This is a genomic window from Streptomyces sp. NPDC051976 (genome assembly GCF_040680795.1).
Lineage (GTDB): Bacteria > Actinomycetota > Actinomycetes > Streptomycetales > Streptomycetaceae > Actinacidiphila.
The window spans coordinates 1-19452 of the sequence record NZ_JBFAXL010000043.1 but is presented as its reverse complement, the minus strand read 5'-3'; the positions used below and the strand labels follow the sequence as shown (position 1 = coordinate 19452).

At 72.3% G+C, this 19452-nt stretch carries 19 protein-coding genes; 11 read left to right on the top strand and 8 right to left on the bottom strand.

What is annotated here, in order from left to right:
* Nucleotides 1-201 precede the first annotated feature (201 nt).
* The gene (locus AB0M29_RS32240; RefSeq protein WP_365389124.1) at nt 202-1416 is read right to left on the bottom strand and encodes an MFS transporter; all 1215 of its coding nucleotides are present in this window, start codon (nt 1414-1416) and stop codon (nt 202-204) included.
* 176 nt (nt 1417-1592) lie between these two features.
* Between AB0M29_RS32240 and AB0M29_RS32235 the strand changes: the two genes are divergently transcribed.
* From AB0M29_RS32235 to AB0M29_RS32225, 3 genes are all read left to right on the top strand, one after another.
* On the top strand, nt 1593-2231 hold the full coding sequence (locus tag AB0M29_RS32235) for a DUF6758 family protein (protein WP_365389122.1): 639 nt from the start codon (nt 1593-1595) through the stop codon (nt 2229-2231).
* Between the two features lie 159 nt (nt 2232-2390).
* The gene (locus tag AB0M29_RS32230; RefSeq protein ID WP_365389120.1) at nt 2391-3257 is read left to right on the top strand and encodes a PHP domain-containing protein; all 867 of its coding nucleotides are present in this window, start codon (nt 2391-2393) and stop codon (nt 3255-3257) included.
* Nucleotides 3258-3355: 98 nt separating this feature from the next.
* Complete coding sequence (locus AB0M29_RS32225) at nt 3356-3964, top strand: MarC family protein (protein WP_365389118.1); 609 nt, start codon at nt 3356-3358, stop codon at nt 3962-3964.
* A 78-nt stretch (nt 3965-4042) separates the two neighbouring features.
* On the opposite strand, the gene AB0M29_RS32220 is transcribed toward AB0M29_RS32225, so the two are convergent.
* The 3 genes from AB0M29_RS32220 to AB0M29_RS32210 form a co-directional block, all read right to left on the bottom strand.
* Nucleotides 4043-4183 (bottom strand): hypothetical protein, encoded by a 141-nt coding sequence (locus AB0M29_RS32220; protein ID WP_365389115.1) that lies wholly within the window; start codon nt 4181-4183, stop codon nt 4043-4045.
* Between the two features lie 93 nt (nt 4184-4276).
* Entirely contained in the window at nt 4277-5161 is an 885-nt protein-coding gene (locus tag AB0M29_RS32215) for an alpha/beta fold hydrolase (protein WP_365389113.1), read from the bottom strand.
* Nucleotides 5162-5542: 381 nt separating this feature from the next.
* The gene (locus tag AB0M29_RS32210; protein WP_365389245.1) at nt 5543-7537 is read right to left on the bottom strand and encodes a DEAD/DEAH box helicase; all 1995 of its coding nucleotides are present in this window, start codon (nt 7535-7537) and stop codon (nt 5543-5545) included.
* Nucleotides 7538-8027: 490 nt separating this feature from the next.
* On the opposite strand from AB0M29_RS32210, the gene AB0M29_RS32205 reads away from it, so the two are divergent.
* The gene (locus tag AB0M29_RS32205) at nt 8028-8756 is read left to right on the top strand and encodes a ferritin-like fold-containing protein (RefSeq protein WP_365389111.1); all 729 of its coding nucleotides are present in this window, start codon (nt 8028-8030) and stop codon (nt 8754-8756) included.
* 34 nt (nt 8757-8790) lie between these two features.
* On the opposite strand, the gene AB0M29_RS32200 is transcribed toward AB0M29_RS32205, so the two are convergent.
* From AB0M29_RS32200 to AB0M29_RS32185, 4 genes are all read right to left on the bottom strand, one after another.
* Nucleotides 8791-9069: a hypothetical protein gene (locus tag AB0M29_RS32200; RefSeq protein ID WP_365389109.1), complete on the bottom strand. Its 279-nt coding sequence runs from the start codon at nt 9067-9069 to the stop codon at nt 8791-8793.
* Nucleotides 9070-9220: 151 nt separating this feature from the next.
* Nucleotides 9221-9451 (bottom strand): DUF3107 domain-containing protein, encoded by a 231-nt coding sequence (locus AB0M29_RS32195; RefSeq protein ID WP_365389107.1) that lies wholly within the window; start codon nt 9449-9451, stop codon nt 9221-9223.
* A gap of 148 nt (nt 9452-9599) precedes the next feature.
* Nucleotides 9600-10241 (bottom strand): TetR/AcrR family transcriptional regulator, encoded by a 642-nt coding sequence (locus tag AB0M29_RS32190; RefSeq protein ID WP_365389104.1) that lies wholly within the window; start codon nt 10239-10241, stop codon nt 9600-9602.
* A 176-nt stretch (nt 10242-10417) separates the two neighbouring features.
* Nucleotides 10418-10663, bottom strand: coding sequence for a hypothetical protein (locus AB0M29_RS32185; RefSeq protein WP_365389102.1), 246 nt, complete (start codon nt 10661-10663; stop codon nt 10418-10420).
* Nucleotides 10664-10941: 278 nt separating this feature from the next.
* Between AB0M29_RS32185 and AB0M29_RS32180 the strand changes: the two genes are divergently transcribed.
* The 7 genes from AB0M29_RS32180 (at nt 10942) to AB0M29_RS32150 (ending at nt 19312) form a co-directional block, all read left to right on the top strand.
* Nucleotides 10942-11889: an alpha/beta hydrolase gene (locus tag AB0M29_RS32180; protein WP_365389242.1), complete on the top strand. Its 948-nt coding sequence runs from the start codon at nt 10942-10944 to the stop codon at nt 11887-11889.
* A gap of 8 nt (nt 11890-11897) precedes the next feature.
* A complete protein-coding gene (locus AB0M29_RS32175) occupies nt 11898-13304 on the top strand; it encodes a DUF3152 domain-containing protein (RefSeq protein WP_365389100.1) in 1407 nt (468 codons plus the stop codon).
* An 88-nt stretch (nt 13305-13392) separates the two neighbouring features.
* Nucleotides 13393-13491 (top strand): Ms4533A family Cys-rich leader peptide, encoded by a 99-nt coding sequence (locus tag AB0M29_RS32170; protein WP_365389098.1) that lies wholly within the window; start codon nt 13393-13395, stop codon nt 13489-13491.
* Between the two features lie 122 nt (nt 13492-13613).
* Entirely contained in the window at nt 13614-15329 is a 1716-nt protein-coding gene (locus tag AB0M29_RS32165) for an ABC transporter substrate-binding protein (RefSeq protein WP_365389096.1), read from the top strand.
* A gap of 4 nt (nt 15330-15333) precedes the next feature.
* Nucleotides 15334-16362, top strand: coding sequence for an ABC transporter permease (locus tag AB0M29_RS32160; protein WP_365389094.1), 1029 nt, complete (start codon nt 15334-15336; stop codon nt 16360-16362).
* Nucleotides 16359-17348 (top strand): ABC transporter permease, encoded by a 990-nt coding sequence (locus tag AB0M29_RS32155; protein ID WP_365389092.1) that lies wholly within the window; start codon nt 16359-16361, stop codon nt 17346-17348. The genes AB0M29_RS32160 and AB0M29_RS32155 overlap by 4 nt, the downstream gene beginning before the upstream one ends.
* A 20-nt stretch (nt 17349-17368) precedes the next feature.
* Nucleotides 17369-19312, top strand: coding sequence for an ABC transporter ATP-binding protein (locus AB0M29_RS32150; RefSeq protein ID WP_365389240.1), 1944 nt, complete (start codon nt 17369-17371; stop codon nt 19310-19312).
* Nucleotides 19313-19452 lie beyond the last annotated feature (140 nt).

Here is a 19452-nt window from a genome sequence, read left to right as displayed (position 1 = left end):
TAGGGGCGCGGGGACGCGGGCTGCGCTTGCGGTGGGCCAGGTACCGGAGGTGCCCCGTCAGGGGCGCGGGGAACTGCGCGGCCCGCCCCCACCGGCCGGTGGTCGGGAGACCACGCGTCTGCCCCATTGGGGCCGGTGGTGACCTGCAGCCCGGTCATGGGCTGGTCGCGCAGTTCCCCGCGCCCCTTCGGGGCGAAGGCACTACGCGGGCTGGGGCGCCGTCGCAGGGGTGTGGCGGGCGATGACGTCCTCGCGGTGGACGACGGTGAGGTGGCGGCGCCGTAGGAGGACGACGGCGGCACCGGCAAGGGCGGCGAGGGCGGCGACGACGAAGGGAATGTGGACGTCGGTCCACCCTTCGATCTTGGGCGCCAGATAGGGCGCCGCCGCCGCGGCGAACCAGCGGACGAAGTTGTAGCCGGCGCTGGCCACCGGCCGTGGCGCGTCGGAGACGCCGAGAGCGAGCTCCGTGTAGACGGTGTTGTTCACGCCGATGAGCGCGCCGGAGACGATCGTCGCGGCGACGGCCGTGGTGTGGTTGCCGTAACCGAGCACGACCAGGTCGGCGGCGAGCAGCACGAGCGAGCCGCCGAGCACCTTCAGCGACCCGAACCGGGCTTGGAGGCGCGGCGCGACGAGGACCGAGAAGACGGCGAGCAGCAGGCCCCAGGCGAAGAAGACGGCGCCGGAGCGGTACGGCGACATGTCCAGCACGAAGGGGGTGAAGGCCAGCACGGTGAAGAACGCGTAGTTGTAGAAGAACGCGGAGGCCGCGGCCGAGGCGAGACCGCCGTGGCCCAGTGCCTTGAGCGGGTCGAGGAGCGAGGTGCGGCGGGCGGGCTTGGGCTGTTCCTTGAGGAAGAAGGTGATGGCCACGAAGCCGATGGCCATCAGCGCGGCCGTGCCGAAGAACGGGTAGCGCCACTTCATGTCGCCGAGCACGGCGCCGAGCAGCGGACCGCAGGCCATGCCGAGGCCGAGCGCGGACTCGTAGAGCAGGATCGCCGAGGCGGCGCCGCCGCTGGCCGCGCCGACGATGACGGCGAGCGAGGTGGAGACGAACAGCGCGTTGCCCAGGCCCCAGCCGGCCCGGAAGCCGACGAGCTGGGCGACCGAGTCGGAGGTGCCCGCGAGCCCGGCGAAGACCACGACCAGCGCCAGCCCGGCAAGCAGCGTCTTGCGGCCGCCGATCCGGCTGGAGACGAAGCCGGTGATCAGCATGGCGACCGCGGTGATCAGGAAGTAGCTGGTGAAGAGCAGCGAGACCTGGCTGGGGGAGGCGGCCAGGCCCTTGGCGATGGACGGCAGGATCGGGTCGACCAGGCCGATGCCCATGAAGGCGACGACGGCGGCGCCGGCGGTGGCCCAGACCGCGGTCGGCTGGCGCAGGATGCTCGGCTTGTCCTCGATGTCCATGGAGCGTTCCCTTCTCGCCGGGGACGGCGGGCGGTTCAGGAAGTAGTTGCGATATACACATACTAGTTGTACGAGGCAACTGATGCAACCACCAACTACTTTTGGTCCGTGACTGCCGGGCCCGGACGGGTGATCGTCCTTGACGGGGGCACAGTCGCGGAGGACCGTTGAGCGGTATGAGGGGCGAACCCAGTTGCCCGAAGTGCGGTGGCAGGGTGCGCGCACCCGGCCTCTTTGCCGACTCCTGGCAGTGTGATGTCCACGGCATCGTGCATCCGCTGCAACCTGTCGTCCCGCCGAGCGTCGAGGCGCTCGGCGTCGTCGTGCACCGCGCGCAGGTGCCCGTCTGGATGCCCTGGCCGCTCCCCGTCGGCTGGCTGTTCTCCGGTGTCGCCGCCGCGGGCGACGACCGCAGCGGCGGACGCGCCACCGCCGTCGCCTGCTCGGGTCCCGGACCCCTCGGCGGCCCCGGTGAACTGATGCTGATCGCCGAGGAGCTGGGCGTCGGCCTCGGTGCCCGCTACGCCGGGATCGACGGCCCCGACCCCGGCCCCTCGATGTGCGTGGACCGGCCGCCGCACGCCAAGGTGCTGGCCGCGGGCCGCCCCACCCCGCTGTGGCATGTCGGCGGCGCCCCCGACGACCGGGTGGTCTTCGCGGGCGAGGCCCGCGGGCTCTGGCTGTGGGCGATCGTCTGGCCGGAGCAGACCGGGCTGCTGATGTACGACGAGCTGGTGCTGACCGATCTGCGGGACGCGGGCGCCGAGGTCGACCTGCTGCCCTGCGGGGCGCTCACCCCGCGTCTGCTGTCCTGAGGCCGATTCCGGCCGCCGCCCCGCGCATCCAAGGGTCCGCTGACGGTCCGCCGAAGGTCCTACGCCTGGGGCGCGTTGAGTCCTGTGAATCGCAGGCGGATTCGGACGCTATCCTGGTATCCCGTCCCCTGTCCCCACCGTCCTCCGGGAGCCCGTGCCGTGCGTGTCGACCTGCACACCCACTCCACGGCGTCCGACGGTACGGACACGCCCGCGGAACTGGTGCGCAACGCCGCCGAAGCGGGCCTGGACGTCGTCGCCCTCACCGACCACGACACGGTCGGCGGATACGCCGAGGCGACCGCCGCGCTGCGCCGACTCCCGTCCCGGGGCGCCTCCTTGACGCTGGTCACCGGCGCCGAGCTGTCCTGCCGTATCGACGGCGTCAGCATGCACATGCTGGCCTACCTCTTCGACCCCGACGAGCCCACGTTGCACCGCGAGCGCGAACTCGTCCGCGACGACCGCGTGCCCCGGGCCCGTGCCATGGTCGCCAGGCTCCAGGAGTTGGGCGTGCCGGTCACCTGGGAGCGGGTGGCCGCGATCGCGAACGGCGGCTCCGTCGGGCGGCCGCACATCGCCACCGCGCTGGTGGAACTCGGCGTCGTCGACACCGTCTCCGACGCCTTCACCTCGCACTGGCTCGCCAACGACGGCCGCGCGTACGTGCCCAAGCACGAACTGGACCCCTTCGACGCCGTACGCCTGGTCAAGGGCGCGGGCGGGGTCACCGTCTTCGCGCACCCCGGCGCGCACAAGCGCGGCGAGACCGTGCCCGACGTGGTGATAGCCGAACTCGCGGCGGCGGGCCTGGACGGCATCGAGGTCGACCACATGGACCACGACGCGCCCACCAGGGCCCGGCTGCGGGCGCTCGCCGCCGAGACCGGGCTGCTGGCCACCGGCTCCAGCGACTACCACGGCAGCCGTAAGACCTGCGGCCTCGGCGAGTTCACCACCGACCCGGAGGTGTACCGGGAGATCGCCCGCAGGGCGACCGGCGCGGAGCCGATCAGCGCCGTCTAGCGCGCGTCCCGCTCCCGCCCCCGTAACCCTGCCCGCACGCGGGCCGCGCCGTCGCGCGCGACCGTGTCCGCCCACCCGCCGAAAGCGCTGTGCCCACCATGTTCGACATCACCCTCTTCGGGTCGGTCTTCTTCACGCTCTTCGTGATCATGGACCCGCCCGGCATCACCCCGATCTTCCTCGCCCTCACCTCCGGCCGCGCTACCAAGGTGCAGCGGCGGATGGCCTGGCAGGCCGCGTCGGTCGCGCTGGGCGTGATCACCGTCTTCGGCATCTGCGGCCACCAGATCCTCGACTACCTGCATGTGTCGGTGCCCGCGCTGCGGGTGGCGGGCGGTCTGCTGCTCCTGCTGATCGCCCTCGACCTGCTCACCGGCAAGGCCGACGAGCCGACCCAGACCAAGGACGTCAATGTCGCCCTGGTCCCGCTCGGCATGCCGCTGCTGGCCGGTCCCGGCGCCATCGTCACCGTGATCCTGGCCGTGCAGCACGCCGACGGCTTCGGCCAGCAGGTCTCGGTGTGGCTGGCGATCGTCGCCATGCACGCGGTGCTGTGGCTGACGATGCGCTACTCGCTGGCGATCATCCGGCTGATCAAGGAGGGCGGTGTCGTGCTGGTGACCCGGCTGTCCGGCATGCTGCTGTCCGCGATCGCCGTCCAGTCGGTGGCCAACGGCATCTTCGGCTTCATCCACGGCCAGGGGTGACCACCGGCGCCCGGACATGCGAAAGCGCCCCGTACGTCCTTCCGGTACGGGGCGCCGATGCGTGGGTCAGTGGAGTCGTCAGTCCGCGGGGCGGATGTAGATGCGCTGGCCTATGGCAGCGGCCTGCTGGACGATCTTGTTGACGGCGGTGGCCTCGACGACGGTGCTGTCCACAGCGGTGCCGTTCCTGTCGTCGAGTCGCATGATCTCGAAGCGCATGGGGCTTCTCCCTTCGTCCCTCGTTACATGTGTGGTCAACCAACACCCCCTCGAAAACATTCCCTACACTAAAGAAATCTTTTTGCGGCCTAACTAATCCCTGCTCCAGAAGCCGATCAGCGCCGCCGCGGTCTCGGCCGGGCGCTCGGCGTTCGGTGAGTGCTCGGCGCCCTTGATCACCACACGGGGCGCGTTGAGCCGTACCGCCATCGCGTCCACCCAGGGGACCGGCCAGGCGTAGTCCACCTCACCGGAGATGACGAATTTCGGCAACGGTACGGCCGCAAGCTCGTCGACTCGGTCGGTTTCGGTCATCAACTGCCGTGCGGTCGCCATAAGTTGCTCAGGAACGGTGGTCACCCAGCGCCGGTGCAGAAACGCGTCGATCGCGGCGGGGGTGTCCGGCTGCTCGCTGTTCTCCGCGTCCAGCGAGCGCATCACCTGCCAGACCGCTTCCATGTCGAAGCCGAGGGCGGGCAGGCCGTCCAGCAGCATCTGCGTACGGGCCTGCTGGGACGCGTCGATCGCGGCCGGCCCGCTGCTCATCAGCGTCAGCGACGCCCATGGGTGCCGGCCCTGGGCCGCCTCGGAGATCACCGCCGACCGTGTGATCAGACCGCCCAGCGAGTGCCCCAGCAGGTGCGGCGGGCCGCCGCCGTCGACGAGCGCCGCGGTCTGCGCCACCACGTCGGCCGCCAACTCGCGCTGTGCGTACGCCCGTTCGTCCCGCGGGCCGTCCGTCTCGTACTGCCCCCTGCCGTCCACCGCCACCACCCGGTACCCGGCCGCCGACAGCGGGCCCAGCAGCGCGGTGAAGTCCTCCTTGCTGCCGGTGAAGCCCGGGATCAGCAGCGCGGTCCCCCGCGCGGGCACCTCCGCCGCGGGCGCGGCGTCCAGCACGGCGAACGCTCCCCGCGACGTCTCCAACCGCCGCGCGACGACGGTCTCCGGCAGGTCCAGGGCAGTGGGTCGGCTCATGACGCGAGATTACGCGCCGCATATGTCCGAGAGGTTGCCTCCGGCGGAGTTCCCGCCACCCCGTTCCCCGGGATGGCCCCGAACCGGCCTTGCGCCTCCGGCGCGGGGAAGCGGGCTGCGCTTGCGGTGGTCCAGGCACCGGACGTGCCCCGTAGGGGCGCGGGGACGCGGGCTGCGCTTGCGGTGGTCCAGGCTCCGTAGTGCCCCGTAGGGGCGCGGGGAACTGCGCGGCCCGCCCCCACCGGGCCGGTGGTCGGGAAACAACGCGTCTGCCCCATTGGGGCCGGTGGTGACCTGCAGCCAGGTCATGGGCTGGTCGCGCAGTTCCCCGCGCCCCTAACGGGGCACGCCCCCGGCCCTGGGGGGCCGGGGGCGGGGGTGTCAGCTCTCGGTGGTGGCGGCCGGCTTGCGGGCGGCGCGCTTGCGGGGGGCCTTCGGGGCCTCCTCGGTCACCGCGACCGCGGCCTCGGGGGCGGCGGTCTTGCGCGGGGCGCGCTTTCGGGGGGCCTTGGGGGCCTCCACCACGGCCTCGACGGCCTCCGTGGTCACCGTTTCCGCGGCGGTCTTGCGGGTGCGGCGGCGCGGGACCGTGACGGCCTCTTCGGTGACCGGCTCGGCGACCGCGACGGCGACCGCGGTGTCCGCGGTGGCCTTGCGGGTGCGGCGGCGGGGGACCGTGACGGCTTCCTCGGCGACGGGCTCCGCGGCCTCGACGGCCTCCGTGGTCACCGCTTCCGCGGCGGTCTTGCGGGTGCGGCGGCGGGGGACCTTCGGGGTGTCCTCGGGGGCCGACGGCTCGACGAAGACGTCCGGGATGGCCCTGCGGGCCCGGCGCTGCGGGACCCGGGAGGTGACCGGCGCCTCGGCGACGGCGGTGGCGGCGGGAGCCGCCTCCACGACCGCTTCCACCGCCGCTTCCACGAGGGGCGCCGCGGCCGTCACCTCGGAGGCGGCGGCGGGAGCCGAGCCGCGGGTGCGGCGACGGCGGCGCGGGGTCCTGGGGGCGTCCTCGGACGCGGCGGGCGCGGGCACGGCCTCCGGGGAGGTCACGGCCTCGGCCGCCACCTCGCCGCCACCGCGGGTGCGGCGGCGCTGGCGCGGGGCGCGGGTACGGGCGGGGCGCTCCTCGGCGGCGGGACGGCTCGCGGCCGCCGGGCGGCGGCCACCGCGGGCGCCACGGCCACCGGTCTCACCGAGGTCCTCGACGACCTCCGCGTCGAGCCCGGCACGGGTCCGCTCGGCGCGCGGCAGTATCCCCTTGGTGCCCGCCGGGATGCCCAGCAGCTCGTACAGGTGCGGGGACGTCGAGTACGTCTCCTCCGGGTCGTTGAACGACAGGTCCAGCGCCTTGTTGATGAGCTGCCAGCGCGGGATGTCGTCCCAGTCGACCAGGGTGATCGCGATACCGGACGCGCCCGCGCGGCCGGTGCGGCCGATGCGATGGAGGTACGTCTTCTCGTCCTCCGGCGTCTGGTAGTTGATCACGTGCGTGACGCCCTCGACGTCGATACCGCGGGCGGCGACGTCGGTGCAGACCAGCACGTCGACCTTGCCGTTGCGGAACGCGCGCAGCGCCTGCTCACGCGCGCCCTGGCCGAGGTCGCCATGGACCGCGCCGGAGGCGAAACCGCGCTTCTCGAGCTGCTCGGCCACATCGGCGGCCGTCCGCTTCGTACGGCAGAAGATCATCGCCAGACCGCGGCCCTCGGCCTGGAGGATGCGGGAGACCAGCTCCGGCTTGTCCATCGAGTGGGCGCGGAAGACATGCTGGGTGGTGTTGGCGACCGTCGCGCCCTCGTCGTCCGGCGAGGTGGCGCGGATGTGCGTGGGCTGCGACATGTAGCGGCGGGCCAGGCTGATCACGGCGCCGGGCATGGTCGCGGAGAACAGCATGGTCTGGCGCCGCACCGGCAGCATGCCCATGATCTTCTCGACGTCGGGCAGGAAGCCCAGGTCGAGCATCTCGTCGGCCTCGTCGAGGACGAGCGCGCGCACGTGCTTGAGGTCGAGCTTCTTCTGGCCCGCGAGGTCCAGCAGGCGGCCCGGGGTGCCGACGATCACGTCGACGCCCTTCTTGAGCGCTTCGACCTGCGGCTCGTAGGCCCGGCCGCCGTAGATGGCCAGGACGCGGACGTTACGGACCTTGCCCGCGGTGAGCAGGTCGTTGGTGACCTGCTGGCACAGCTCGCGGGTCGGGACCACGACGAGCGCCTGCGGGGCGTCGGTCAGCTGGTCGGGCGTGGCGCGGCCGGCCTCGACGTCGGCGGCGACGGTGACGCGCTCCAGCAGCGGGAGGCCGAAACCGAGCGTCTTGCCGGTGCCGGTCTTCGCCTGGCCGATGACGTCGCTGCCCGCGAGGGCGACCGGGAGCGTCATCTCCTGGATCGGGAACGGGGTGACGATGCCGACGGCCTCAAGGGCCTCGGCGGTCTCGGCGAGGATGCCGAGACTGCGAAAAGTCAGGGTGCTGGTCAGGATGCTTGCCTCTTCTGTGAGACGCGGCACTGAGCGGCGAGGGGGGTCGAGCAGCCGGGTCGTGTGAGGCGACGCCGGTCACTGACCGCGCAGAGGTGAGTGCGGCTGATGTAGCCGCGTAGCGCGGGACCGCTGCCCTCGCTCATGCCGCGAGTGGGCCCCTCCCGATGTCAGGAGGGCGGTCGGTTCGGAGCCGATCGGGCCACCGACCGGGCATCCAGGTACTGCATACGTCGCCCGCCGGGGATCGGAAACAAGCCGAATACCGGCGGGTGCATTACCACTCTACCCCGGAAACACGTACCTGCACCCGATCAAATGTTTCGTTCGGGATGTTGGTGATCGTTCAAGGGTGCTTACGACCCTCCGGGACTTGGCTATTGTGCGCTCCATGGAGACGCCAGACGAGACCCCCGCCCCCGCCACCGGAATCGCCGCACAGGACTGGACCGCCGCGTCCGCGGACCCGCAGTACCGGGCCGCCGTCGTCGATCTGCTGGGCGCGCTGGCCTACGGGGAACTGGCCGCCTTCGAGCGGCTCGCGGAGGACGCGAAGCTCGCCCCGACGCTGGAGGACAAGGCGGAGCTCGCCGCGATGGCCGCGGCCGAGTTCCACCACTTCGAGCGGCTGCGGGACCGGCTCTCCGAGATCGGCGAGGCGCCGAACCGCGCGATGCAGCCCTTCGGCGCGGCGCTGGACGAGTTCCACCGCCAGACCGCGCCATCGGACTGGCTCGAAGGGCTGGTCAAGGCGTACGTGGGCGACTCGATCGCCTCGGACTTCTACCGTGAGGTCGCGGCCCGCCTCGACACCGACACCCGCACCCTGGTGCTCGCCGTCCTCGACGACACCGGGCACGCCACCTTCGCGGTGGAGAAGGTCCGCGCGGCCATCGAGGCCGAGCCGCGGGTCGGCGGCAGGCTGGCGCTGTGGGCGCGGCGGCTGATGGGCGAGGCGCTCTCCCAGGCCCAGCGGGTGGTCGCCGACCGCGACGCGCTCTCCACCATGCTGGTCGGCGGCGTCGCCGACGGCTTCGACCTCGCCGAGGTCGGCCGGATGTTCTCCCGGATCACCGAGGCCCACACCAAGCGGATGGCCGCCCTCGGACTTGCTGCCTAAGGCCCCGACGGCCGTGTAACGCCCCGACCGGCGCCTAGGCGCCGGTCGGGCTCACTTTGGCGTGGCGGCCGCGCCGTGGCGGCCTGGCCAGCAGGCTGAGCAGCGCGGCGGCCACCAGCAGCGCGGCGGGCAGCGTCGCCTCCGGGTGGCCGGGGCCGACGATCGTGTACGTGACCAGACCGCCGAGCAGGCCCGCCACCGGTCCCGTGGCCAGCGCCAGCGGACTGGGAGGCAGCCGTGACGGGAAGAGCCGGGTGGCCGCCACGGCGGCGGCGAATCCGAGAACGGCGAAGGCTGCGGCTTCCCAGAGCATCGTGATCCCTCCGGTGGTACGGATGGCACGGACCGGTCCGTACGGGTCCTACCCCCGGAAGAGGCGCGACAAAACGGAGGGGTGGCAGCCGGTTACTACCGGTTGCCACCCCTCCATGGGCTTTCGCCCGAATCGTGCGAGGCGCGTTGCGTCAGAGCGAGGCGCCGAACCCGACCTTGCGCGCGGCGGGCTCACCGATCTCCACGTAGGCGAGCCGGTCGGCGGGGACCAGGACCTTGCGGCCGTGCTCGTCCTCCAGGCTCAGCAGCTTCGAGGCACCGGAGAGGGCGTCGGATACGGCCTTCTCGACCTCCGCGACCGACTGCACGCTCTCGATGCTGATCTCGCGCGGCGCGTGCTGCACGCCGATCTTGACCTCCACGGCTGGGATACCTCCGATGGTCTGGCGGTGTGCGCGGTGGGAATCGCGCCGTACGCAGCAAGACTAGCCCGCCGTGACCGGCCGGAATCCGTACATCGAGAACGCCGTGAGCGAACACGCGGGGCGTCGCCCACGGCGGTGCCGGTCGTCAGTGGTGGCCGTCGGCGCCGTGCAGCGGGAAACCGGCGATACCGCGCCAGGCGAGCGAGGTCAGCAGGTCCACCGCGGTGTCGCGCGGGACGGTGCTCTTGCTGGCCAGCCAGTAGCGGGCCACGACCTGGGAGACGCCGCCGAGCCCGACCGCCAGCAGCATCGACTGGTCGCGGGACAGACCGGTGTCCTCGGCGATGACCTCACTGATCGCCTCGGCGCACTGCAGCGAGACCTTGTCGACCCGCTCGCGCACCGCGGGCTCGTTGGTCAGGTCCGACTCGAAGACCAGCCGGAAGGCGCCGCCCTCGTCCTCGACGTAGGCGAAGTACGCGTCCATGGTCGCCGCGACGCGCTGCTTGTTGTCCGTGGTGGACGCCAGCGCGGTGCGCACCGACTGCAGCAGTGACTCGCAGTGCTGGTCGAGCAGCGCCAGATACAGTTCGAGCTTGCCGGGAAAGTGCTGGTAGAGCACCGGCTTGCTGACTCCGGCCCGCTCGGCGATGTCGTCCATCGCGGCGGAGTGGTAACCCTGCGCGACGAAAACCTCCTGGGCCGCGCCCAACAGTTGTTCACGTCGGGCCCGTCGGGGCAGGCGGGTGCCGCGCGGCCGCGCCTGAGTCTGCTCGATGGCTGTCACGCCGCCTCCCAATTCTGGTGAAGGAACGAAGAACACTGCGATGGCCATCGTACTTTTGAGTAACGACCCTGTGCGCGGTGCGAGCGCACATTCTCACTACCTGGAAGCTTTCGGCCAGTGCCGGTGCATATGCCGGGCCGGTGGCCGAACCCGGTCGAGGCCGCCCGCGGCGCCCGTCAGCGGTAGTCGTCCTCGTCCATATCGACGACGCGCCGCTGCTCCGCGGTGTCCGCGGGGTCGGCCTCCTCGACCCGGTCGGCAGGACGCTCGGTGATCGGTTCGTCGCGGTGCTGCAGCAGTTCGATGTGCTGCTCGGCGGTGTCGGCCTCGGGAGCCTCCAGGTCGAGCTCGGCGTCGAGGGCGATCTGCGCCGCGTCGAACTCGTCGGCTTCCCTCTCGAAGCTCGCGATCTCGTCGGACATGGCCCCTCCTTTCCGTGCCTCACCTTGGAGCCTAGGCCGTGTCCGGCACATCCCGCCTGTCTGGGGACGTCCGGCCCGGCCCAGGAGCACGGCGCCTCGCGCGCGATTCCGGCGGCGCGTGGCTGTTTGTCGGTTCCTGTGACGGCGAACACACCGACCCGCGTGTGATCGTCTCGTAACATTCATCCATGCCCCCGACCGACGCTCCTCACACGGCCACCGTCCCGGTGCTTCTGCCGGCGCCGGGTCCGCTGCTGTCACCTGGGGAATCGGCGCAGATGGTGAGCCTGCCGGGGCTCAGCGTGATGGTGCGGTCGCACGAACCGGCGGCTTCCGGGCTGCCGCCCGCGCTGTACGTGCACGGGCTGGGCGGATCGTCGCAGAACTGGTCCGCGCTGATGCCGAAGCTGGCCGACCGGGTCGACGGGCAGGCGCTGGATCTGCCCGGATTCGGCCATTCCCCGCCGCCTGACGACAGCGACTACTCGATCGCGGGACACGCCCGGGCGGTCATCCGGCTGCTGGAGGCGCAGGGGCGCGGCCCCGTCCATCTCTTCGGCAACTCGATGGGCGGCGCGGTGTCCGTGAAGGTCGCCGCCGCCCGGCCCGACCTGGTGCGCACGCTCACCCTGATCTCGCCCGCGCTCCCGGAGCTGCCGCCGCAGCGCACCGCCTGGCCCACCGGCCTGGTCTCGGTGCCCGGCATCCCGGCGCTGTATCTGCGCGCCACCCGCGACTGGCCGATCGAGCGCCGCACCGCGGAGCTGATGGCGCTCTGCTACGGCGACCCGTCGCTGGTCGGCGAACCGGCCCGCGCGGCGGCCGCCGACGAGTACCAGCGGCGGATCTCCCTGCCGTACTTCTGGGACGCGCTGGTCCGCTCGACCCGCGGGATCGTCAACGCGTACACCCTCGGCGGCCAGCATTCCCTGTGGCGCCAGGCGGAACGGGTGCTGGCGCCCACGCTGCTCGTCTACGGTGGGCGCGACAAACTTGTTTCGGTACGGGTCGCGCCCCGCGCGGCCAGGGCCTTCCGCGACGCGCGGCTGCTGACGATTCCCGGCAGCGGCCATGTGTCGATGATGGAGTACCCGGAACTGGTGGCACGGGCCTTCCGCGACCTGCTCGACGAGGTCGCGGTGGCCGCCGAGCGCGAGGCCGGCACGGCCGGAGGGGACAGCACGGACCGTACGAGCCCTACGAACGCCACGGCGACCGGGAGCTGATCGAGGACGTGGGCAAGCACAGTGCGAGGGGCGGCCAGGACGGCCGCGACAACCCCATACCGGGCCCGGTCGGCCTCCCCGGCCGCGGACCCGTCGGCCCGTCGTCCGCCGGAGCGCCCGGCAGCGGCCGCCGCCGCCGCGGCCCCGGCACGGGTCCCGGCATCGGTCCCGTCAGCGACCACGACGCCGACGCCTTCCTCAACTACCGGCCGCAGGACCACGACGGGCCGCCGCCGGCCCACCCGGAGCACCGCGAGCACGGCGCCTGGGGCGCGTCCGGCGGCTGGCCCGCGGCCGCGGAGACCGGCCGCTACTACGGTCCGGCGCGCACCCGCGGTGTGCTCGACCCGATCGAGGAGTGGGCCGAGGACTGGGCCGCCTACGACACCGCCGCCGCGCTCAGCGGGCCCACCACCGGGCCGGTCATGGGCGGTTCCGGCATGTACGGCCGGGCCGCGCATGCTCCGGCGACCCGGCTGATCCCGCGGCCCCGGCAGGAGTTCGTCGACGCCTTCGGGCCGGACGCCCCGCCGGTGACGACGCTGCCCGCGGAGCCGCTGACGCCGTCGGTCACCGAGGTCGACGAGACGCGCGGCAAGAGCGGCGGCAAGGGGCGGACGCTGAGCGGCGTGGCCGCCGCCGCGGTCGTCACGGTGCTCGCGGTGGTGGCCACCGGCCAGCTGCACGGAAGTGACAAGAAGCACAGCGACCCGCCGTCCGGTGACCCCACGGCGCGGTCGACGCCGGACGAGGCGTCCCGCTCGCAGAACCGGTCGGCCGCCCCCACCGGGGCCCCGTCGGCGACCGTGGCACCGGCGTCGTACGACGAGCTGATGGCCAGGCAGTACCCGCTCGACCCGCACCTGGCGCTGTCCGGCGCCTTCACCACGGTGGCCGGGCACCAGGCGGCGCCGGGCACCGGCAAGCTCATGAGGTTCCGGGTCGACGTGGAGCGGGGGCTGCCGCTGGACGCGGACCTGTTCTCCGAGACGGTCTTCAAGACACTGAACGACGACCGCAGTTGGGGTCACGGCGGGAAGATGACCTTCGAGCGGGTCTCCAGCGGCCCGGCGGACATCGTGATCACCCTGGCCAGCCCCGCCACCACGGCGAAGTGGTGTGCCAAGTCCGGTCTGGACACGTCGATTGAGAACGTGTCATGTGACGCGGCGTCAACTCCGCGCACGATGATCAACGCCTACCGCTGGGCGCAGGGCGCCGACACCTACGGCGCGGCGCGCATGCACGAGTACCGCCAGATGCTGATCAACCACGAGGTCGGGCACCGGCTCGGGCACAGCCATGTCGGCTGCCCCGCGCAGGGCGCGCCGGCGCCGGTGATGATGCAGCAGACCAAGTTCCTGTCCCTGGACGGCGGTCCCACCTGCAAGCCGAACGCATGGCCGTTCCCGTAGTGGATCACGCGGCGTCCATAAGCGATCGTTGGGGATCGTATTGATTCGGCTTTGACATTCGAGGGTGCCGCGCTGCACCCTTGCGTCCATGCCGCACCGCCATTCACGTCCGTCCGCGAGCGCCAGCATCGAGCTGGCGCTGATCGGCGTGACCTGGCACAGCGTCGCCGACGTGCACTGTCGTTGACCCACGGCTCCGCCGCGTAGAGGCCCTTCTTCAGGGCCTCCGCCGCGGGCTGTTCCGGCGCGTTCCCTTCTCTCGCTCACCACCTTCTCCGTGCGCCCGCACGGCTCTGAAAGGCTCCTTTGATGCGTCATTTGTCCGTTAAGTCCCGCCATGTTGGCGTGATCGTCGTCGGTCTGGCCCTCGCCGGAGGGGCCGTCGCCTGCGGCCCGAAGAGCGGCGGTGACGCGAAGGCGAGCGACGGCAAGCCGCAGCGCGGCGGCACCCTGTACGTGCTGAACAACCAGCCGCAGGAGGACTTCGACCCGGCCCGGCTCTACACCTCGGGCGGCGGCAACGTCCCCTCGCTGGTCTACCGGACGCTCACCACCCGCAACCGCGCCAACGGCCCGGCCGGCGCCAAGGTGGTCCCCGACCTCGCGACCGACACCGGCGAGCCCAGCAAGGACGCCACCGTCTGGACGTACCACCTCAAGGACGGCCTCACCTACGAGGACGGCAGCCCCATCACCTCCGCCGACATCAAGTACGGCATCGAGCGGTCCTTCGCCGCCGAGCTGTCGGGCGGCGCGCCCTATCTGCGCGACTGGCTGATAGGCGGCGCCGCGTACCAGGGCCCGTACAAGGACAAGAAGGGCCTGGCGTCGGTCGAGACGCCGGACCCGAAGACCATCGTGTTCCACCTGAACAAGCCCGAGGGCGAGTTCCCGTTCCTGGCCACGCAGACCTCCTTCGCGCCGGTGCCGAAGGCCAAGGACGACGGCACCAAGTACGCCTCGCACCCCGTCTCGTCGGGCCCGTACCGGGTGGTGAAGAACGAGAACAACGGCGAGCACCTCGTCCTGGAGCGCAACCCGCACTGGTCGGCCGCCACCGACAGCCAGCGCAAGGCGTACCCCGACACCATCGACGTCCAGTCGGGCCTCGACCAGGCCGTCATCAACCAGCGGCTGTCCGCGGGCGTCGGCAAGGACGCGGACGCCGTCACCACCGACACCAACCTCGGCCCCGCCGAGCTGGCCAAGGTCACCGGCGACAAGAACCTGGCCGGCCGGGTCGGCACCGGGCACTTCGGCTACACCGACTACATCGCCTTCAACCCCAAGGTGAAGCCGTTCGACAACATCAAGGTGCGCCAGGCCATCGCGTACGCCGTCGACCGCACCACGGTGGTCAACGCCCAGGGCGGCTCCTCGCTCAACGACCCCGCCACCACCTTCCTGCCCGAGCAGGCGTCCTTCGGCTACACGCCGTACGACCCGTTCCCCGCGGGCAAGGACGGCGACCCGGCGAAGGCCAAGGAGCTGCTGAAGGAGGCCGGTTACCCCAACGGTCTGACCGTCTCCCTCACCCACGAGTCCACCAAGGGCGACGAGCAGGGCCCCGAGGTCGCCACCGCCGTGCAGGAGGCGCTCAAGGCCGCCGGGATCACGGTGAAGCTCGACGCCCAGGAGCACGCCGCCTTCGGCCAGAAGATCCGCACCATCAAGACCGAGCCCGGCTTCTTCCTCACCGGCTGGGGCGCCGACTGGCCGTCCGGCGGCCCGTTCCTCGGCCCGATCTTCGACGGCCGCCAGATCGTCAGGGACGGCGACAACTTCAACAACGCCCAGCTCGACGACCCGGCCGTGAACAACGAGATCGACGCGATCAACAAGATCACCGACCTCAAGGCCGCCGCCGTTCGCTGGGGCGCGCTGGACAAGAAGATCGGCGAGCAGGCGCTGACCGTGCCGCTGTTCCACCCCGTCTACAAGCGGCTGTTCGGCAAGGACATCAAGAACGTCGTGATCAGCGACTGGACCGGTGTGCTGGACATCTCGCAGGTCTCGGTGAAGTGACACCGTGACCGTCGAAGCACTCTCGGCCGCCGGGGCCGGGGCGGACGCCGTCGCGTCCGCCCCGGCCTCGGGGGCCCGGCAGGTCTGGCGGCGGCTGCGCACCCAGCGCGCGGCCCTCGCCGGGGCCGCCGTCATCGTCCTGCTCGTCCTGGTCGCCGCCGGGGCGCCGCTGCTGGCCGCCCTCGAAGGCCAGGACACCACCAGCTACCACGCCGGCCTGGTCGACTCCGCCTCCGGCGGCGTCCCGCTCGGCTCCTTCGGCGGCGTCTCCGGCGCGCACTGGCTCGGCGTCGAACCCGGCACCGGACGCGACCTGTTCGCCCGGCTCGTCTACGGCTCGCGGATCTCCCTGGTGGTGGCGCTCGGCGCCACCGTCCTCCAGGTCATCCTCGGGGTCGTCCTCGGCCTCGCGGCCGGGCTCGGCAACCGCTTCGCCGACAGCGTGCTCAGCCGGGTCACCGACATCTTCGTCACCATGCCCGCGCTGGTCTTCGCCATCGCGCTGCTCGCGGTGGTCCCCGACGGCTTCCCCCGCCCCGTACTGCTGATGCTGGTCCTCGGCCTGCTCGCCTGGGGCGGCATCGCGAAGATCGTCCGGGCGCAGGTGCTCACCCTGAAGTCCCTGGACTACGTGGCAGCGTCCCGGCTCGGCGGCTCCAGCCCGTGGCGGACCGCCCGCCGCGAATTGCTGCCCGCGCTGGTCGCCCCGGTCCTCACCTACGCGGCGATCCTGCTGCCGTCCAACATCGTCTCCGAGGCGGGCCTGTCCTTCCTCGGTATCGGCGTCACCCCGCCGACGCCGTCCTGGGGGCAGATGCTCTCCAGCGCCAGCACCTGGTACCAGGCCGACTCGGCGTACGTCCTGCTGCCCGCCGCGCTGCTGTTCTTCACCGTGCTGGCCTTCACCGTCTTCGCGGACGGCGTCCGCACCGCGCTGGACCCGCGGGTCGCCAGCAGGCTGCGGGTGGGCACCGGGCGCGGGTCCTCCGACGACGGTTTCGACGCCGCCGCCGACAAGGGGAGTGCCGCGTGATCCGTTTCCTCGGGCGGCGCGCCCTGCAGGCCGCGCTGGTCCTCCTCGTGCTGGCCGCCGTGCTCTACGCGGTCTTCTACCTCGCCCCCGGCGACGCCGCCCGGCTCGCCTGCGGCCCCAAGTGCTCCACCGCCCAAGTGGTGCAGATCCGCGAGCAGATGGGGCTCGACGACCCGGTCTACGTGCAGTTCTGGCACTTCCTGCAAGGCGTCTTCACCGGCCACGACTACAGCACCGGCACCGGCGTGCTGCACTGCCCCGCGCCCTGCCTCGGCCAGTCCTACCGCTCCGGCGAACTCGTCACCTCCCTGGTCGGCCAGAAGTTGCCCGCCACCGCGTCGCTCGCGCTCGGCGCGATGGTGCTGTGGCTGGTCATCGGCGTCGGCACCGGCCTGCTGTCGGCGCTGCGCCGCGGCACCCTCACCGAGCGCCTGCTGACCGGCTTCACCCTGATCGGCACCGCCACACCGGTGTTCATCACCGGCATCCTGCTGCTGCTCGTCTTCTGCTCCTGGCTGCAGTGGCTGCCGTACCCGTCGTACGTGCCGCTCACCGCCGACCCGCAGCAGTGGGCGTGGAACCTGCTGCTGCCGTGGCTGGCGCTGGCCCTGCTGGAGTCGGCCAAGTACGCCCGGCTCACCCGCAGTTCGCTGCTGGAGACGCTCGCCGAGGACCACATCAGGACCTTCAGGGCGTACGGCGTCAGCGAGCGGGCCGTCATCGGGCGGCACGCGCTGCGCGGGGCGCTCACCCCGGTGATCGCGCTGTCCGCGCTCGACCTCGGCACCATGTTCGGCGGCGCCCTGCTCACCGAGACCCTCTTCGGGATCCCGGGGCTCGGGCAGCAGCTCGTGCAGTCGGTGCAACTCAAGGATCTGCCGGTGGTGGTGGGGATCGTGCTCGTGATGGGCCTCGCCGTCGTCCTGGCCAACGCCGTCGCCGACGTGCTCTACGCGGTGGCCGACCGACGGGTGGTGCTGCTGTGACGCCGACCGACGAACCGCTGGTGGAGGTCGCCGACCTCCGTATCGCGTTCCCGACGCAGGGCGGCGCCGCGGACTCCGCCGGTTCGGTGCGGGCTGTCGACGGGCTGAGCTTCACCCTCGGCGCGGGTGGGGCGCTCGGTCTGGTCGGCGAGTCCGGCTCGGGCAAGAGCGCCACCGCGTACGCGCTGCTCGGCCTGCACCGCGGCACCGGCGCCCGGGTCTCCGGCACGCTCCGGGTCGCCGGTACGGACGTGCTGACCGCGAGCGACGCCGAACTGCGGCGGCTGCGGGGCGGGGTGGCCGCGATGGTCTTCCAGGACCCGCTGTCCTCCCTCGACCCGTACTTCGCCGTCGGCGACCAGATCGCCGAGGTCTACCGTGTGCACCACCGCGCCTCGCGGCGGGCGGCGCGGGCGCGGGCCGTCGAGGTGCTCGACCGGGTCGGCATCCCCGACGCGGCCCGGCGCGCCAGGTCCCGGCCGCACGAGTTCAGCGGCGGCATGCGGCAGCGGGCGCTCATCGCCATGGCGCTGGCGTGCGAGCCGCGTCTGCTCATCGCGGACGAGCCGACGACCGCGCTGGACGTCACCGTCCAGGCGCAGATCCTCGACCTCCTCCACGAGTTGCGCGCCGAGACCGGCATGGCCCTCCTCCTCGTCACCCACGACCTCGGCGTGGTCGCGGGCAGCGTCGACGAACTGCTCGTCCTGCGGGGCGGCTCCGCCGTGGAACGCGGTCCCGTGGCGGAGGTCCTCCGCCAACCGGCCCATGCGTACACGCGAGCACTGCTGTCGGCGGTGCCGCGCATAGACGCCCAGTTGCCGCCGGGGCTGAGTCCTCAATCGCCGGACGGCAGATTCCTCTCGACCCCGTCCTCGCACCGCCCGGCCCTGGCGGGCCGTTCGGGCTTCGACCGGCTGCGCCGGACTCCGTCCGTCGGCGGACCGGACGGCACTCGGTCGGCGGACGCGCGTCCTCAATCTCCGGACGGGCTCAATAAGAGGGATGCGGGCCTGCCGGGAGCGGCGGGCGGGCGGAAGGAAGCGCCGGGGGCGGGCGCGGTCGCATGGGGCGAAAAGCGTGCGGGGGTGCCGGACGGGTCCGACGAGACGCTGCTGGAAGTCAGCGGGCTGCGGCGGGAGTTCGGGCGGCGGGGGAAGGTTGTCGCTGCCGTCGACGGGGTGTCGTTCGGGGTCAGGGCGGGGGAGACGCTGGGGGTGGTCGGGGAGAGCGGGAGCGGGAAGACCACGCTGGGGCGGATGCTCGTGCGGCTGCTCGACCCGACCGCGGGCGAGATCCGGTACGGCGGGCGGGACATCGCCGCGCTGGGCGAGAAGGCGCTGCGGCCGCTCCGCCACGAGCTGCAGATGGTGTTCCAGGACCCCGTCTCCTCGCTGAACCCGCGCCGCAGCATCGGCGAGTCGATCGCCGACCCGCTGCGGGCGGCGGGCGAGTTGGGCGACAAGGCGGTCGTCGCCCGGGTGCACGAGCTGCTGGAGCGCGTCGGGCTCGACCCCGCCTGGTACCACCGCTACCCGCACGAGTTCAGCGGCGGCCAGCGCCAGCGGGTCGGTATCGCACGGGCGTTGGCGCCCGCGCCCAAGCTGATCGTCTGCGACGAACCCGTCTCCGCCCTGGACGTCACCACACAGGCGCAGATCGTCGCCCTCCTGGGTGAACTCCAGCGCGACCTGGGCCTGTCGCTGGTCTTCATCGCGCACGATCTGGCTGTGGTACGGCAGGTGAGCGACCGGGTCGCGGTGATGCGCGACGGCCGGATCGTGGAGCTGGGCACGGCCGACGAGGTGTACGACGCCCCCCAGGACCCGTACACCAAGGGCCTGTTGGCGGCCGTGCCGGTGCTGGACCCGGCGGAGTCGGCCGCCCGCAGGGCCGAGCGCCGCGCCCGGCGGGAGTCCGCCGCCGCCCCGGACCCCGGGAGAGTGACGGTTGCCGCACGTTAGGTGACAAGAACGCCTGGCGTTGCGAGAAGTTACGTCTGTTCACCCCTTTTGGTGGCGCGGGCCGGACCCCTCCCCCCCGCCCCCCCCCCACCCCGACACCAAGGGCGCGGCCCGGGGGCGCCGCCCCCCACCCGCCGCGC

Excerpts from the sequence above, each read along its gene's own strand:
- AB0M29_RS32240 (WP_365389124.1), bottom strand. The coding sequence starts at position 1,416 with ATGGACATCGAGGACAAGCCGAGCATCCTGCGCCAGCCGACCGCGGTC.
- AB0M29_RS32235 (WP_365389122.1), top strand. The coding sequence starts at position 1,593 with ATGAGGGGCGAACCCAGTTGCCCGAAGTGCGGTGGCAGGGTGCGCGCA.
- AB0M29_RS32225 (WP_365389118.1), top strand. The coding sequence starts at position 3,356 with ATGTTCGACATCACCCTCTTCGGGTCGGTCTTCTTCACGCTCTTCGTG.
- AB0M29_RS32220 (WP_365389115.1), bottom strand. The coding sequence starts at position 4,183 with ATGCGCTTCGAGATCATGCGACTCGACGACAGGAACGGCACCGCTGTG.
- AB0M29_RS32215 (WP_365389113.1), bottom strand. The coding sequence starts at position 5,161 with ATGAGCCGACCCACTGCCCTGGACCTGCCGGAGACCGTCGTCGCGCGG.
- AB0M29_RS32210 (WP_365389245.1), bottom strand. The coding sequence starts at position 7,537 with ATGACGCTCCCGGTCGCCCTCGCGGGCAGCGACGTCATCGGCCAGGCG.
- AB0M29_RS32205 (WP_365389111.1), top strand. The coding sequence starts at position 8,028 with ATGGAGACGCCAGACGAGACCCCCGCCCCCGCCACCGGAATCGCCGCA.
- AB0M29_RS32200 (WP_365389109.1), bottom strand. The coding sequence starts at position 9,069 with ATGCTCTGGGAAGCCGCAGCCTTCGCCGTTCTCGGATTCGCCGCCGCC.
- AB0M29_RS32185 (WP_365389102.1), bottom strand. The coding sequence starts at position 10,663 with ATGTCCGACGAGATCGCGAGCTTCGAGAGGGAAGCCGACGAGTTCGAC.
- AB0M29_RS32180 (WP_365389242.1), top strand. The coding sequence starts at position 10,942 with ATGGTGAGCCTGCCGGGGCTCAGCGTGATGGTGCGGTCGCACGAACCG.
- AB0M29_RS32170 (WP_365389098.1), top strand. The coding sequence starts at position 13,393 with ATGCCGCACCGCCATTCACGTCCGTCCGCGAGCGCCAGCATCGAGCTG.
- AB0M29_RS32165 (WP_365389096.1), top strand. The coding sequence starts at position 13,614 with ATGCGTCATTTGTCCGTTAAGTCCCGCCATGTTGGCGTGATCGTCGTC.